We start from the raw sequence: 15,802 nt of genomic DNA, 5'->3' as shown, positions 1-15,802 counted from the left end.
TTTTTTCTAGGGTGTGGCAGAAAGGACTGCCACGCTGGCACACGCCATCTGGGCAATCTGGTCAGCCAGCGCGGCCACTTGGCGCTGGTAACTGTCCGTGCCATCGTGCTGTTGACGGCTTAAGGGAGAAAGCGGGCCAATCAGACCTTCCATGAAACCGCCCACAATGACGGTCGCCGCAATATCGGGCTGCACATCCTGACGCATTTCCCCCGCGTCCTGACCTTGGGAGACCAGGGCGTGAACAACCTGACTGATTGCGGCGCGATACACCAGACGAGCCGCGTCAATTTCCTTGTCGCAAGGCTCGGCAATCAAGGCATAGGCCAGGCGAGGATTGCGCATGGCACGTTTCACAAACGTGGCGACTGCGGCTTGCAGGCGCAGCATGCAAGAGCCGTCCGCCTGGGCGATATCCGTGAGTACGTCCACCTCACGCTGGGACACCTGCGACAGGACCTCTGCAAACAGCTCTGCCTTGGAGGGGAAGTAACGGTAGACCGTCCCGGTCGCCATGCCCGCCGCGGCCGCCACACTGGCCACCTGGGCTTCCTGCCAGCCACCCTCACTGACCAGACTGCGGGCCGCTTCCAGGATACGGCTCCGATTGTCATGCAAGCGGGCTTGAACAGCGGGAGTTTGTCGGTACGCCATAAAGAAGTGAATCCTGATTCATAATATGAGTGAATCCTAATTCATTTCTTTGTGGTGAACAAGAATTTCTTTATCCAGTGGTCGCAAAAAACTCGCCTACAAGCATGATAGGCTAGGTAGGCGCATTGATGACTTGAGGTCTGGGATGGGGAACCTGAGATCGGGGAGCTGGGACCCAAGAGCGAAGTCTTGAAGTTGACTCTTGGGGCTTGCGCTATGGAAGTTCGAGGATGAGTGTGGACGCAGGTGGGCCGTTTGGCTCGTGGTGTTTGGTGTTTGGTGTTTGGTGTTTGGTGTTTGGTGTTTGGTGTTTGGTGTTTGGTGTTTGGTGTTTGGTGTTTGGGGATTGAGCTTATTCAGGGTTCAGCCCATTTCCACACCTCTCCTTTTTCATGCCCCCAGGCTTTAAAACCTGGGGCTTTTACGAAACAAGGCCCAGGCTCCGCCCGGCAAAGATCTGCAGCACTCCTGCACACCCAAACAAAAAAATGCCCCCAGCAACAGCGATGGCAACACCATCTTGATCGTTTGCTGAGGGCAGCCTGAACAGGCTAGCGTTCAGGCATCAAAGCCATCAGGCCGACAGTTCCTTACGAACGATCTCAGCGCCGGCGCTCAGGGCGTGCAGCTTGCCGCGTGCCACTGCGCGTGGCAAAGGTGCCATACCGCAGTTGGTGGAGGGATACAGCTTGTCAGCGTCCACAAACTTCAGTGCTTTGCGCAGCGTGTTGGCCACTTCGTCAGCGGTTTCAATCACGTTGGTGGCCACGTCAATGGCGCCAACCATCACTTTCTTGCCACGGATCAGTTCAATCAAATCCATAGGCACACGGGAGTTCTGGCATTCCAGGGAAATGATATCGATCTTGGATTGCTGCAGCTTTGGGAATGACTCTTCGTACTGACGCCATTCCGAGCCCAGGGTTTTCTTCCAGTCCGTGTTGGCCTTGATGCCATAGCCATAGCAAATATGCACGGCGGTTTCGCATTTCAGACCTTCGATGGCACGTTCCAGAGTAGCAATACCCCAATCGTTGACTTCGTCAAAGAACACGTTGAAAGCGGGCTCGTCAAACTGGATGATATCCACGCCTGCGGCTTCCAGCTCTTTGGCTTCCTGGTTCAGGATTTTGGCAAATTCCCAGGCCAGCTTTTCACGGCTTTTGTAATGGTTGTCGTATAACGTATCGATCATGGTCATAGGACCTGGCAGGGCCCATTTGATCGGCTGCGAGGTTTGCTGACGCAAGAATTTCGCATCCTCCACAAACACGGACTTGGGACGGGTCACTGCCCCCACCACCGTAGGAACGCTGGCATCGTACCGGTCGCGAATACGCACGGTCTCGCGTTTCTCAAAATCGACCCCGTCCAGGTGCTCAATGAACGTGGTCACAAAATGCTGTCGCGTCTGCTCGCCATCGCTAATCAAATCAATGCCAGCGTGCAACTGCTCTTGCAAAGACAATCGCAGGGCGTCTTTCTTGCCTTCGATCAAATCCTCGCCCTCCAGTCGCCAAGGCGACCACAGCTTTTCAGGCTCGGCCAGCCAGGAAGGTTTAGGCAGACTGCCTGCGGTGGAGGTGGGTAGCAACTTTTTCATAAATAAATAACCTTGTTGTTTTTGATGAATCAACGCGCGTAATTCGCCGCCCATTGATCAAGAATGGCTTTATAGGGCTTGATAAAGCTCTCTTCTGTAAACCGGCCTTGCTCAACCGCCAATCGGCTGCGCTCCTCGCGGTCGTACACAATTTGCGTTACCGAGTGATCGGGATTTTTCAAACTAGGTTGGTAACGCATTCCCGCCGCCGAGTTGGCATTATAAATCTCGGGGCGATAGATTTTCTGGAATGTTTCCATCGTGCTGATCGTACTGATCAATTCCAGACTCGTATAATCATTCAGCAAATCGCCCCGAAAATAAAAAGCAAACGGAGCAAGGCTATTGGGAGGCATAAAGTAACGAACCTTCAAACCCATTTTTGCAAAATACGCATCCGTAGGCGAAAACTCGTTTTGTTGATACTCAAATCCCAATACAGGATGCTGATTGCCGGTGCGGTGGTACACCTTGCTGCTGGACACGCTCAAACAAATCACGGGCGATTTGTTGAAGTTTTCCTGGTACAGCCTTGAATTGACAAAAGACTGGAACAACTTGCCATGCAGATCCCCAAACCCCTCCGGGGCACTAAAGCCATTTTTGTTCTTGTTGTGCTCCATCAGAACCACGCTGAAATCATAATCGCGCACATAAGAGGAAAAATTATTGCCAACGATACCATCAATACGTTTGTTCTCTTTATGGTCAACGATGGTCGTTTTCAGAATTTCAATTGTTGGGAAGGTGGAACCATTTCCCTCAATATCAATATCTACAGAGACAATATCCAACTCAAGAGCATAACGATCGCCCGCCGGATTATCCCAATGAGCCAAATTATTGAAGCGATTGTTAATCATGGCCAGCGTATTGCGCAGATTCTGCTGGCGACTCTCACCTCGCGCCAAATTGGCAAAGTTAGTCGTCAGACGTGTGCTGTCTGCCGGACGATAGTTTTCATCGAAACGAATACTACGGATGCTAAACGCAAATTCTTGGTTCATTTTCTTTTGGACCCTAATTTCTGATATGGAAGCTGATCTGCTTGCCAACAAAATGGAATTGAGCAGAGCAGGCTTTTTATTTTGTTGCTGCACGGATTGACAGGCAAAGGCTCAACGCAAAGCCCTGGCGCGCCAAACCGGGAGAAGTTCTCTGCCTGGCGTCGCTGCCAGGCAAGTAGTCTGCGCTCTGGCTTATATAGAAAGTCCCAGCATCTGGCCGGGACTGTTTGCCAAACTCGATCCTTGAACCGATCAGACACTTGCCCGCAAGGTTTTCGCGGCGGCCACCATATTGCTCAAGGCCGGAATCACCTCTGCCCACTGACGGGTTTTAAGCCCACAATCCGGGTTCACCCACAGACGGTCTGCGGGCACACGCTCAGCGGCTTTCTTCATCAAATTCACGATGTGCTGCTCGCTGGGGATGTTGGGCGAATGAATGTCGTACACACCGGGTCCGATCTGATTGGGGTACTGGAAGTGCTCAAAGGCATCGAGCAATTCCATGTCCGAGCGGCTGGTTTCAATCGTGATTACGTCGGCATCCATGTGCGCGATCGAGGAAATAATGTCGTTGAACTCGGAATAACACATGTGAGTGTGGATCTGCGTCGCATCACTCACCCCATTGGCAGCGATACGGAAGCACTCGACGGCCCAGTCCAGATAGCGCTGCCATTGCGATTGACGCAAGGGCAAACCCTCACGCAAGGCAGCCTCATCAATCTGGATTACACGCACGCCGGCCTTCTCCAGGTCCAGCACTTCTTCGCGTATGGCCAACGCCAACTGCCGGCAAGACTCCGCACGGGGCTGATCGTCCCGCACAAAAGACCAGTTCAAAATCGTCACCGGCCCTGTCAACATGCCCTTCATCGGCTTTTGAGTGAGCGACTGAGCGTACGTAATCCACTCCACCGTCATGGCATGGGGACGGCTGATATCCCCAAACAAGATGGGAGGCTTCACGCAGCGCGACCCGTAGGACTGCACCCAGCCGAACTGGCTGAATGCGTAGCCCTCCAACTGTTCCCCAAAATACTCAACCATGTCGTTGCGCTCGGCCTCGCCATGCACCAAAACGTCCAGACCCAGCTTCTCCTGCTCACGCACGCTGCGCTCAATCTCGGCACGCATGGCGGCCTGATAGCTGTTTTCATCCAGACGGCCGGTTTTGAACTCACTACGGGCACGGCGAATGTCTGTCGTTTGGGGGAAGGAGCCGATCGTCGTCGTGGGAAACGCCGGCAGATTCAGAAACTGCGCCTGTTTGACGGCCCGTTGCGCATACTCGCTCTTGCGCTTGCCCTGCTCGGCGCTAAGCCCAGCAACAGCCGCCTTCACCGCTGGATTATGGACACGGGGAGACTGACGACGCGCTGTCAGAGCCGCCAGATTCTCGGCCAACTCTGCCTTGACAGCCTCACGCCCATGAGCCAGGGCTTGGCCCAGAATGCGCAACTCGTCCAACTTTTGCAGAGCGAAGGCCAACCAGGATTTCACATCCGCATCCAGGTTCTGCTCGCTTTCCAGATCCACTGGCACATGCAGCAATGAGCAGGAAGGGGCCAACCACACACGATCTCCTCGTTGGCGTGCGATAGGCTCCACCCAGTCCAGCGTGGCCGTCAAATCCGTTTTCCAGATATTGCGGCCATTGATCACGCCCAAAGACAGTACCTTGTCCTTAGCAAGGAGTGTGAGCAACGCATCCACACCATCCCGATCGTTGATCGCATCCACATGCAAACCCGCCACCGGCAGACCGGCTGCCAAGGCAGTGTTTTCCAGCAGTTGTCCAAAATACGTTGCGACCAGCAGCTTGACGCCAACAGGTTTGAATTGCTCATACGCCTTTTTGAAGGCTTGCTGCCACTCGTCATCCAGCTCGGTGACCAGAATAGGCTCGTCAATCTGAACCCAGTCCGCACCCGCCTCAGCCAGGGCTTCCAACAACTGCACATACACCGGCAAGAGCCGATCCAGTAATGCCAGCTTGTTGGACTCATCCTTGGCTTTACCCAATGCTAAATAAGTAAGGGGCCCAATAATCACCGGCTTGGCGTGAACGCCCTGCTCCTGGGCTTGTGCCAACTGCTCCAGTAAACGCGAAGCGTGCAGCGTAAATTGGGTGTCGGCCTTGAATTCGGGAACGATGTAGTGGTAGTTCGTATCAAACCACTTGGTCATCTCACCAGCTGCCACTCCGCCGCAGCAGGCGCTATGCTCCTCCGCCCCTTGAGCGGACCGGCCTCGCGCGACACGAAAATAATTATCCAGCTCATCACCCTGAAAACCTTGCACACGTTCGGGCAGATTGCCCAGCAGAAAGCTGGTATCGAGCACCTGATCGTAAAAAGAAAAATCCCCTACAGGCACCAGATCCAGCCCCGCCTGATTCTCCCAGTGACGCTGACGCAACTGCGCGCCCAGGGCCTGAAGATCCTCACGCGAAGACTCACCCTTCCAATAGGATTCCAAAGCGAACTTCAGTTCACGTTTGGCGCCAATGCGCGGAAAGCCAAGATTATGAATCGTCGTCATGTGCTGCTCTCAAAGGACGGATGGAACAAAGAATGACTTGCATTGTAGGAAGCCGGTTCAATGAAGTAAAATGGTCTTATCTCACCAATCCATGAAAATCCTTCACGTAACATGTTAGAGCGCATCCACCTGTCCGTCGTACAGCAAGTCGACAAGCAAGGCTCCCTGACCGCCGCTGCCAATGTGCTGCACGTCACCCAGTCGGCCCTCAGCCACACCATGAGAAAACTGGAACAACAATTAGGCACTGAAATCTGGCGCCGCGAGGGCCGCAGCCTGCAGTTGACGCAGGCAGGCCAGTACCTGCTGGCGGTTGCCAATCGCGTGCTGCCTCAGTTGGACCTGGCCGAAGAACGCCTGGGTCAGTTTGCTCAGGGAGAGCGCGGATCGCTACGTATCGGTATGGAATGCCACCCCTGCTATCAGTGGCTGCTGAAGATCGTCTCCCCCTATCTGAACGCCTGGCCAGACGTGGACGTCGATGTGAAGCAGAAATTCCAGTTCGGCGGAATCGGTGCCTTGTTTGGCTATGAGATTGATCTGTTGGTCACACCGGACCCGCTCTACAAGCCAGGTTTGAAGTTCGAGCCCGTGTTCGATTACGAGCAGGTGCTGGTGGTTAATACCGAACATCGCCTGGCTACCGCAGACTATGCCAAACCTCAGGACATAGACCGGGAAGTGCTGATTTCCTACCCGGTGGACATAGACCGGCTGGACATCTACAACCAGTTTCTGCTGCCCGCCGGCATCGCCCCCAGACGGCACAAAACGATTGAAACAACCGACATCATGATGCAGATGGTAGCCAGCGGCCGTGGAGTGGCGGCGCTACCGCGATGGCTGGTGGAGGAGTATGCCGAAAAGCTGGACGTGGTACCGGTCAGGTTGGGCAAACAAGGCATCGCCAAACAAATTTACCTGGGGATGCGGGAGACGGAGGCCGTAATTGACTACCTGCAGGCCTTTATGGAGCTGGCGCGGGGGTTTGGGCCCGGAGGACAAGAGCAGAACAAGAAGTAAAGCGCCACTTACAGACGCTTTAATATCCCCTTGTCTGAATCATGAAGCCATGATGCTGACGAAGTAAGGAAGATACGCGTATACCATCGCGCCCCATAGACTGAAAATGCCATCAAGCGCGTTTCTCTGCACCCTTTGCGCCCAATCCACAGGCCATGCCTACTGAGGCTGCCCCACCGTGGGACACCGACGATGCGCGCCGGGATTGGCCCAAGCAAGGCCGGAAAACAACTACATCACTAACAAGGACGTGGTGGCAAGCCTGAACTCGTCGGCGAGAGCCATCAACGTACATAGGCTTAATATGCAACGGAAAGAGTCGGGTTCCATTTGCAAAAGCGGATGAATGTAAATAAGCCCGCAGTAATGCGGGCTTATCAGGTTTTATGCCATCAGGAGCACGGTACTGCCAGACGCGGGATCATTCCCACTCAATCGTCGCTGGCGGCTTGCTGCTGACGTCATACGTCACACGGTTAATGCCGCGCACTTCGTTGATGATGCGACCCGAAGTACGCTTGAGCAGCGAGTAAGGCAGTTCAGCCCAGTCCGCCGTCATGAAGTCGGTCGTCTGTACAGCGCGCATGGCAACCACGTACTCGTAAGTGCGTGCATCGCCCATCACGCCGACGCTCTTTACGGGCAGAAAGACGGTAAATGCCTGAGAAGTCAGGTCATACCAATTTTTGCCAGTTTCTTCGTCAACCGTATTACGCAGTTCTTCGATGAAGATTGCATCAGCTTGGCGCAGCAGGTCTGCGTATTCACGCTTGATTTCACCCAGGATGCGCACACCCAAGCCTGGGCCTGGGAAGGGGTGACGATAGACCATGGCAGGTGGCAGGCCCAAGGCCACGCCCAGTTTGCGCACTTCGTCTTTGAACAGTTCGCGCAAAGGCTCCAGCAGCTTCAGGTTCAGCGTTTCTGGCAGGCCACCTACGTTATGGTGAGACTTGATGCCCGTAGCCTTGCCCGACTTGGCCGCAGCCGATTCGATAACGTCTGGGTAAATCGTACCCTGTGCCAGCCAGCGAGCATTGCTGAGCTTGGCAGCTTCTTCCTGGAAGATCTCTACGAATTCGCGGCCAATGATCTTGCGCTTGGCTTCTGGATCAGTAACACCGGCCAGTTTGCCCAGGAAGCGATCGGACGCGTCGATATGGATGATTTTCAAACCCATATTGTCGGCGAAGGTGCGCATGACTTGCTCGGCTTCGTTCAGACGCAGCAGGCCGTGGTCCACGAATACGCAGGTCAGCTTGTCGCCAATCGCCTGGTGGATCAAAGCGGCAGCAACCGAGGAGTCCACCCCGCCGGACAGGGCCAGAATCACTTCCTCGTCGCCGACTTGTTCGCGAATATTGGCAATGGCCTCTTCCACGTAGTCCGGCATGTTCCAGTCGCCCACGCAGCCACAGATATCGCGCACAAAACGTTGGAACAAGGCAGCGCCTTGCACAGTATGGGTAACCTCAGGGTGGAACTGAACCGCATAGAAGCCACGATCTTCATCAGCCATACCGGCGATGGGGCAGGTAGGCGTGGAAGCCATCAGCTTGAAGCCGGGAGGCAAGGCGGTGACTTTATCGCCGTGGCTCATCCAGACTTTGAGCATGCCGTGGCCTTCTGCCGTAGCGAAGTCCTGGATACCATCGAGCAACTTGGTGTGGCCGTGGGCGCGCACTTCAGCATAGCCAAATTCGCGCTTGTCGGAGCCTTCGGTAACGCCGCCCAATTGGCGGGCCATGGCTTGCATGCCGTAGCAAATGCCCAGAACGGGAACGCCTGCTTCAAAAACCGCAGCGGGAACTTGTAAAGCGTCGTCGGCGTAGACTGACGCATGGCTGCCCGACAAAATAATCCCTTTCAGGCCTTCTTGGGAGCGGATAAATTCATCGCTGACATCACCGGGATGAATTTCACAGTAAGCACCAGCTTCGCGCACGCGGCGCGCAATAAGTTGGGTGACCTGGGAGCCGTAATCAAGAATCAGAATTCGCTGGTGCATGAAAGTATCGAGCCAATAATAAAGCGGTAAAGGGTCTATTTTACGCTGTGTAGCGCCGCTTAGGGAGCCGTAGAAATACTCCAGGCCGAAATTGTCCTGCATCACTGGCATTCATGCGGCAAGGCAGCTACAGTACATGCAGCCATTTTGGGAGTTTCAGCATGTCTTCGAGTCGTACCCCTCATTCAAACGAGCTCAATGAACACCATGAATCCCGACCTGCACAGGCCGGTCCACAGCAAAGCGGGGGCAGCTATATTCCCGCCTCTGGTGCTGCTGACGAACGTTCGCGTGGCTTTGCCTACGAATGCCAGCAAGATACCGACGAGGTATCGGGCAGCCTGACATTTGTACTGGTTCACGGCGCCTGGCACGGTGGCTGGTGCTGGTCCCGGCTGGCTGAGCGGCTCCAGGCCAAAGGACACAAAGTCTACACCCCCACCTTGACGGGCCTGGGCGAGCGCAGTCATTTACTGGGTCCGGACATCACCCTGAATACCTTTGTGGATGATGTCGCCAATTTGATACGCTGGGAAGATCTGTCCAATGTCGTGCTGGTTGGCCACAGCTTTGCAGGCCTGGTGATCAGCGGCGTGGCCGACGTCATGCCACGTTGCATACGTCATCTGATTTATCTGGATGCCTTTATTCTGCCTAGCGGCACCAGCACGTTTGATACCCTGCCTGAAAAAATGGTGGAGAGCATGATCGCCTCGGCCGGCCAAAGCACGATTCCCGCTGTCCCCCCTCCTCCCCTGCATGCATTGGGACTGCATGCCACAGAGGATCTGCGCTTTGTCGGCAATCGCCTGACTCCACAACCCCTGAGCGTTTACAGATCAGCTTTAGTATTGCAAAACCCGGTCATCGGTAACTCCCGCCCCTGCACTTATATTTCCTGCACGCAGCCGGTGTTTCGAGCAGTAGACACCTCGCGCGAGTGGGCCCGCCAGCAAAAGGACTGGGAATTTAGGGAGTTGGAAACCGGGCATAGTGCGGCTATCACCCATCCCGATTTGCTAAGTCGCTTGCTCGTGGAAATCGCCGACTAGTCAGCCTGCGGGAACGCCGGGACATCAGGTCGATAAAGTTCGCAAAGACGCATTTGCCCGTGCCATCCGCAGAGGAAGGCCTCCATGCAGCGAAAAACCTCGCCCGCCACGTTCCCATCCTGATCCATACAGGCGGCCGCCCACTACGGTCAGACAGGAAAGCGGCATGGCAAAAAAAAACGCCAACCCACAGGTTGGCGTTTTTTGGCATGCAAGAGACTGACTACGATCAGTCGGCGCGGTAGTTTGGCGCCTCTTTGGTGATCTGCACATCGTGCACATGAGACTCACGTACACCCGCAGCCGTAATTTCCACGAACTCGGCCTTGGCATGCAATTCCTCGATGGATTTGCAACCGCAGTAGCCCATGGAAGCACGAATGCCGCCCACCAATTGGTAAATAATGGCGATGACACTGCCCTTGTAGGGCACACGGCCTTCAATACCTTCTGGGACCAGCTTGTCTGCGTTATTGGAAGGGTCCTGGAAATAGCGGTCCGCTGAACCATCAACCATGGCGCCCAAGCTACCCATACCACGGTAGGACTTGTACGAACGGCCCTGGAACAGCACTACTTCACCAGGAGACTCCTCGGTACCGGCAAACATGCCACCCATCATGCAGGCAGACGCACCCGCAGCCAGGGCCTTGGACACATCGCCCGAGAAGCGGATACCACCGTCAGCAATCAGCGGCACGCCCGTACCTTCCAAGGCCTTGGCGACATCCGCAATCGCGGTAATTTGCGGCACACCCACACCCGCCACGATACGCGTCGTGCAAATAGAGCCTGGGCCGATCCCGACCTTGACGCAATCTGCACCCGCTTCGACCAGCGCACGGGCCGCTTCCGCCGTGGCAATATTGCCGCCAATGACCTGAATGCGCGGGAAATTCTTCTTGACCCAGCGAACGCGCTCGATAACACCACGGGAGTGACCGTGGGCAGTGTCCACCACCACCACGTCCACACCGGCTGCGGCCAGTTTCTCGACACGTTCTTCAGTACCGTCACCTACACCAACTGCAGCGCCAACGCGCAGCTGACCGTGGCTGTCTTTGCTGGCCAGGGGGTGCTCGGTGTTTTTGACAATATCCTTAACCGTTGCCAGACCACGCAGCTGGAACTGATCGTTCACGATCAGCACCCGCTCCAGGCGATGGCGGTGCATCAGGGCCTGGGCTTCGTCCAGCGTGGCACCTTCGTGCATGGTGATCAGACGCTCTTGAGGCGTCATGACATCCCGCAAAGGAAGATCCAGGCGGTCTTCAAAGCGCAGATCGCGGTTGGTAACAATACCCACCAGCTTGCCGGCTTCCACCACAGGCAGACCGGAAATACCGTGTTGACGCTGCAGGTTGATGGCATCGCGCACCTTCATGGTGGGCGTAACCGTAACCGGATCAATCACGATACCGAACTCGTGACGCTTCACACGTGCAACTTCACGTGCTTGAGCATCTGCCGTCAGGTTCTTGTGGATGATCCCGATACCGCCTTCCTGTGCCATGGCAATAGCCAGACGCGCTTCGGTGACCGTGTCCATGGCAGCCGAAACCAGCGGGATATTCAGGGTGATGTCCCGCGTAAAGCGGGTGAGCAAGGATGTATCGCGAGGCAGAACCTCGGAGTAAGCGGGAACCAACAACACATCGTCGAAGGTCAGTGCTTTCTTGATGAGACGCATGCTTTTATAACTCCGTCCAAAAATCGATTATACGCGTAAGCAATTACGCAATCCAGACCCGAGCGTTGCGAAACATCCGCATCCAGGGAGTAAATCCACCATTTGCCATTTGATCAGCACCCTGATCGGCGGCGCCCCACTGCTCTGGCGTCCAGGACATCATGACGTTGCGCGTCACACGTTCCGGGTGAGGCATCATGATGGTGAAGCGGCCATCTGCCGTGGTTACACCCGTCAAACCGTAAGGGCTGCCGTTGGGGTTCAGCGGGTATTGCTCGGTGCGCTGACCGCGGTGATCCACAAAATGAACTGCAGCCGCTACCTTGGATGCATCGCCCTGACGCTGGAAGTTGGCAAAGCCTTCACCATGAGCCACGGCAACCGGCAAGCGGGTGCCTTCCATGCCCTTGAAAAACAGGGACGGCGACGCAGCAATTTCCACACTGGAGAAACGCGCTTCGTATTTTTCCGACTGGTTACGGGTAAAGCGCGGCCAGAATTCTGCGCCTGGGATCATGGGAGCCAAGGCGGCCATCATCTGACAACCATTACAAATACCCAAACCAAAGGTATCGCTACGTCCAAAGAACGCCGCGAACTGATCGGACAACTGACTGTTGAAACGAATGGTTTTGGCCCAGCCTTCACCTGCGCCCAGCACGTCCCCATAACTGAAGCCACCTACAGCCACCATGCCCTGCATGCCTTCGAGCGATGCGCGGCCCGACAGCAAGTCGGTCATGTGTACGTCCACGGCCTCGAACCCGGCTGTGTCAAAGGCCCAGGCCATTTCGACCTGGCTGTTGCAACCCTGTTCGCGCAAGATGGCAACGCGGGGGCGCTTACCGGTAGCGATGAAAGGAGCGGCAATGTCTTCCTGCGGATTGAACAGAACACGCGGGCTGATACCGGGATCTTCCACATCCTGCCAGCGTTCGAATTCAGCCTGGGCGCAAGCGGGATTATCACGCCGCTCCATGATACGGCGGCTGACTTCGCTCCACTGTTGGGCCAGCTCAACCCGAGGTGCCTGATAAATGCAGGCGCCATCACGGTAGAACTCGATCTGATCGTTTTTATTCAGACCCCCAATGACGTGGGAGTGAGCCGACAAGCCTGCCTCACGCAGAGTTTGCATAACCCGGTCGCGCTGGGCCAGCGGTACTTGAATCACAGCACCGGCCTCTTCATTGAACAGAGCGCGCAAGGTAAGTTCATCCCGCTGTACGGCAACTTGCTCGGCGCGGATCTTGTAATCCCCCCAGTCCGCGGCGTGTGGGTCAATAGTCAACATGTCCAGATTCACGGACACGCCGGTATGCCCGGCAAACGCCATTTCAGCCACGGTGGCAGCCAGACCGCCATCGGATCGATCGTGGTAGGCCAGGATCAGATCCTGATCGGCCAACTGACGGATCACCTTCACAAACGACAGCATGGCCTGGGCATCCTGCATATCGGGGACGGACTGTCCGACCTGATTGAAGGCATGAGCCAGAACGGAGGCGCCCATGCGCTGCTTGCCCTGCCCCAGGTCAATCAGGATCAAGGCAGTATCACCCGCTTTGGTTTGCAATTGAGGGGTGAGCGTGCGACGCACATCGGCCACTTGGGCAAACGCAGTCACAACCAGAGAAACCGGAGAAATCACCTGACGGGATTCGCCGTCCTGCTCCCAGCTGGTGCGCATGGACAGCGAGTCCTTGCCCACCGGGATGGACAGACCCAGGCTTTGGCACCACTGGCTGACGGCCTGAACCGTGTCAAACAAGGCAGCATCCTGGCCGTCTACACCGCACGCCGCCATCCAGTTGGCAGACAGCTTGACGTCTTTCAGGTCACGCACATCGCTGGCGACCAGGTTGGTCAGGGCTTCAGCCACGGCCATACGGCCGGAGGCAGCAGCGTCGATCATGGCGCTAGGGCTACGCTCGCCCATGGACATGGCTTCGCCACGCACACCTTCAAAGTCAGCCAAGGTTACGGCGCAGTCAGCCACGGGCACTTGCCATGGGCCAACCATCTGATCGCGACTGCACAAGCCACCCACGCTACGGTCACCAATGCTGATCAGGAAAGTCTTGTTGGCCACGGTGGGATGACGCAGCACCCGATGCATGGCATCGACCAAGGGGATTTCCGTCAGGTCCAGCGGCTCAGCCACCCCTTGCAGACGTTTGACGTCACGCTCCATACGTGGCGCCTTGCCCAGAATCACGTCCATAGGCACATCTACAGGACGCTCCTCGATGCTCTTGGGGGTATGCACGTCGTCCACACCAGGCAGACCCTCACCGAACGTCACACGCAACTGGCGCTCTTCGGTAGCCACACCCACGACGGCAAAGGGGCAACGCTCGCGCTGAGCGATGCGCTCGAAACGCGGCAAGTCCTTGGGCAAAATAGCCAGGACGTACCGCTCCTGCGATTCGTTGGACCAGATTTCGGCGGGCGACAGACCCGATTCTTCCAAAGGAACGCGCGTCAGTTCAAAAATGGCGCCACGCTCGGCATCGTTGACCAGCTCTGGGAAGGCATTGGACAAACCACCCGCCCCCACGTCGTGGATAGCAATAATGGGATTGTTCTCGCCCTGTTGCCAGCAGCGGTCAATCACTTCCTGGGCACGACGCTCCATTTCCGGGTTGCCACGCTGCACGGAGTCAAAATCCAGCTCAGCACGGTTGGCGCCCACGCCCATACTGGACGCAGCGCCACCACCCATACCAATACGCATGCCGGGACCACCCAGCTGAATCAGCAAGGCGCCCACTGGCAGAGGATCTTTGTGAGTCAGGCGATCGTCAATCGAGCCCAGACCACCGGCAATCATGATGGGCTTGTGATAGCCCCAGCGCTGATCGCCAGCCGTTTGTTCAAAGGTACGGAAGTAACCCAGCAGATTGGGACGACCAAATTCGTTATTGAAGGCAGCACCACCAATCGGGCCTTCAATCATGATGTCCAGCGGGCTGGCGATACGGTCAGGAATACCGTGGGAGTCTTTTTCCCAAGGTTCCATTTGTTCAGGAAAGCACAGATTGGACACGGTAAAGCCGGTCAAACCCGCTTTGGGCTTGGAGCCACGGCCGGTTGCGCCTTCGTCACGAATCTCGCCACCGGCACCCGTCGATGCGCCAGGAAATGGAGCAATCGCGGTGGGATGGTTGTGCGTTTCCACCTTCATCAACGTGTGAACCAGCGCTTCGTGACGCTGATACACGGGCTCGTTGGCCTGATCGTTGATACCGGCGTGAAACAGAGTGGCTGGACCGCCCGTCATGATGGCGGCATTATCGGCATAAGCCACCACGGTGTTTTCAGGCTGAGCAGCATGGGTTTCACGAATCATGCCAAACAAGGTCTTACCCTGGCTTTGACCGTCAATTACCCACTGTGCGTTAAAAATCTTGTGACGGCAGTGTTCGCTATTGGCTTGGGCGAACATCATCAGCTCCACATCGTGCGGGTTACGACCCAGACGTGTAAAGGCCTCCATCAGGTATTCAATTTCATCTTCGGACAGCGCCAGACCCATTTGCTCGTTGGCCTGTTTCAAGGTTGCCACGCCACCGCCCAGAATATCCACGGTCTGGATCGGCTTGCCCTCCAGTTGGGTAAACAAGGCCTGTCCGTCAAAATCCAGACCCACTACCGTCTCGGTCATGCGATCATGCAGCAAGTCAGCCAGTTGCTCCAGCTGCGCCTGATCCAGCTCTTTAGCGCCTAACAATCCACGCTTGGGAGTAATGATGTAGCGCACACCGCGTTCAATACGACGGACGGCCTGCAAACCACAGTTGTGGGCGATATCAGTCGCTTTACTGGCCCAGGGCGACACGGTGCCCAGTCGAGGTACAACGCGCAGCACCAAAGCGCCCTTGGGCGGCTGCGGGTCCAGCGCAGGCAGACCATCGTCCAGCAGATCGCTCAGGTGCTGACGGGCACTGGCATCCAGACCAGACTCTTCAGTCCAGACGTAGTATTCATGCAAGGCAAGAATGTCGGCAACTGGCAGTTGACGCTGCTCGATACGCTCTAGCAAACGCTCACGACGAAATGCGGAGAGCACGGACGAACCGGGAAAGTACAGGATTTGGCTCACGATACGGGAGGGGCAAAAAAGTGGGGGAAATAGAAAACACGCCATTTTAACCGGAAGCGACACAAGAGGTCACATCACTAAATGGCGTGCACAAAAAGGAAAATTCAGATCCAACA

9 protein-coding genes are annotated in these 15,802 nt (G+C 56.0%); 2 read left to right on the top strand and 7 right to left on the bottom strand.

Annotation, left to right across the window (positions count from 1 at the left end; all coding sequences use genetic code 11):
• Positions 1 to 6: 6 nt before the first annotated feature.
• From FE795_RS07290 to metE, 4 genes are all read right to left on the bottom strand, one after another.
• Positions 7 to 654, bottom strand: coding sequence for a TetR/AcrR family transcriptional regulator (locus FE795_RS07290; RefSeq protein ID WP_059317735.1), 648 nt, complete (start codon positions 652 to 654; stop codon positions 7 to 9).
• Between the two features lie 574 nt (positions 655 to 1,228).
• Positions 1,229 to 2,257: a methionine synthase gene (locus FE795_RS07285; RefSeq protein WP_003801327.1), complete on the bottom strand. Its 1,029-nt coding sequence runs from the start codon at positions 2,255 to 2,257 to the stop codon at positions 1,229 to 1,231.
• 29 nt (positions 2,258 to 2,286) lie between these two features.
• Positions 2,287 to 3,264, bottom strand: a complete 978-nt coding sequence (locus FE795_RS07280) for a DUF1852 domain-containing protein (RefSeq protein ID WP_131071634.1) — start codon at positions 3,262 to 3,264, stop codon at positions 2,287 to 2,289.
• A 252-nt stretch (positions 3,265 to 3,516) separates the two neighbouring features.
• Positions 3,517 to 5,808, bottom strand: coding sequence for a 5-methyltetrahydropteroyltriglutamate--homocysteine S-methyltransferase (gene metE, locus FE795_RS07275; protein WP_131071633.1), 2,292 nt, complete (start codon positions 5,806 to 5,808; stop codon positions 3,517 to 3,519).
• Between the two features lie 111 nt (positions 5,809 to 5,919).
• Here metE and FE795_RS07270 point away from each other — a divergent pair, with 111 nt between their 5' ends.
• Positions 5,920 to 6,831 carry a LysR family transcriptional regulator gene (locus FE795_RS07270; RefSeq protein ID WP_003801333.1) on the top strand — a complete coding sequence of 304 codons (912 nt, stop codon included), beginning with the start codon at positions 5,920 to 5,922 and terminating at the stop codon, positions 6,829 to 6,831.
• Between the two features lie 421 nt (positions 6,832 to 7,252).
• On the opposite strand, the gene guaA is transcribed toward FE795_RS07270, so the two are convergent.
• Positions 7,253 to 8,839 carry a glutamine-hydrolyzing GMP synthase gene (gene guaA / locus FE795_RS07265; RefSeq protein ID WP_003801334.1) on the bottom strand — a complete coding sequence of 529 codons (1,587 nt, stop codon included), beginning with the start codon at positions 8,837 to 8,839 and terminating at the stop codon, positions 7,253 to 7,255.
• 161 nt (positions 8,840 to 9,000) lie between these two features.
• Between guaA and FE795_RS07260 the strand changes: the two genes are divergently transcribed.
• A complete protein-coding gene (locus FE795_RS07260; protein ID WP_003801336.1) occupies positions 9,001 to 9,891 on the top strand; it encodes an alpha/beta fold hydrolase in 891 nt (296 codons plus the stop codon).
• Between the two features lie 229 nt (positions 9,892 to 10,120).
• On the opposite strand, the gene guaB is transcribed toward FE795_RS07260, so the two are convergent.
• Both guaB and purL read right to left on the bottom strand, forming a co-directional pair.
• On the bottom strand, positions 10,121 to 11,581 hold the full coding sequence (gene guaB, locus FE795_RS07255) for an IMP dehydrogenase (RefSeq protein WP_131071577.1): 1,461 nt from the start codon (positions 11,579 to 11,581) through the stop codon (positions 10,121 to 10,123).
• 43 nt (positions 11,582 to 11,624) lie between these two features.
• The gene (gene purL, locus FE795_RS07250; protein WP_131071576.1) at positions 11,625 to 15,686 is read right to left on the bottom strand and encodes a phosphoribosylformylglycinamidine synthase; all 4,062 of its coding nucleotides are present in this window, start codon (positions 15,684 to 15,686) and stop codon (positions 11,625 to 11,627) included.
• Between the last annotated feature and the right edge of the window lie 116 nt (positions 15,687 to 15,802).

This window comes from Alcaligenes ammonioxydans (assembly GCF_019343455.1).
Lineage (GTDB): Bacteria > Pseudomonadota > Gammaproteobacteria > Burkholderiales > Burkholderiaceae_B > Alcaligenes > Alcaligenes ammonioxydans.
Note: the sequence above shows the minus strand (reverse complement) of the source record. Positions and strands in the feature narration are given on the sequence as shown.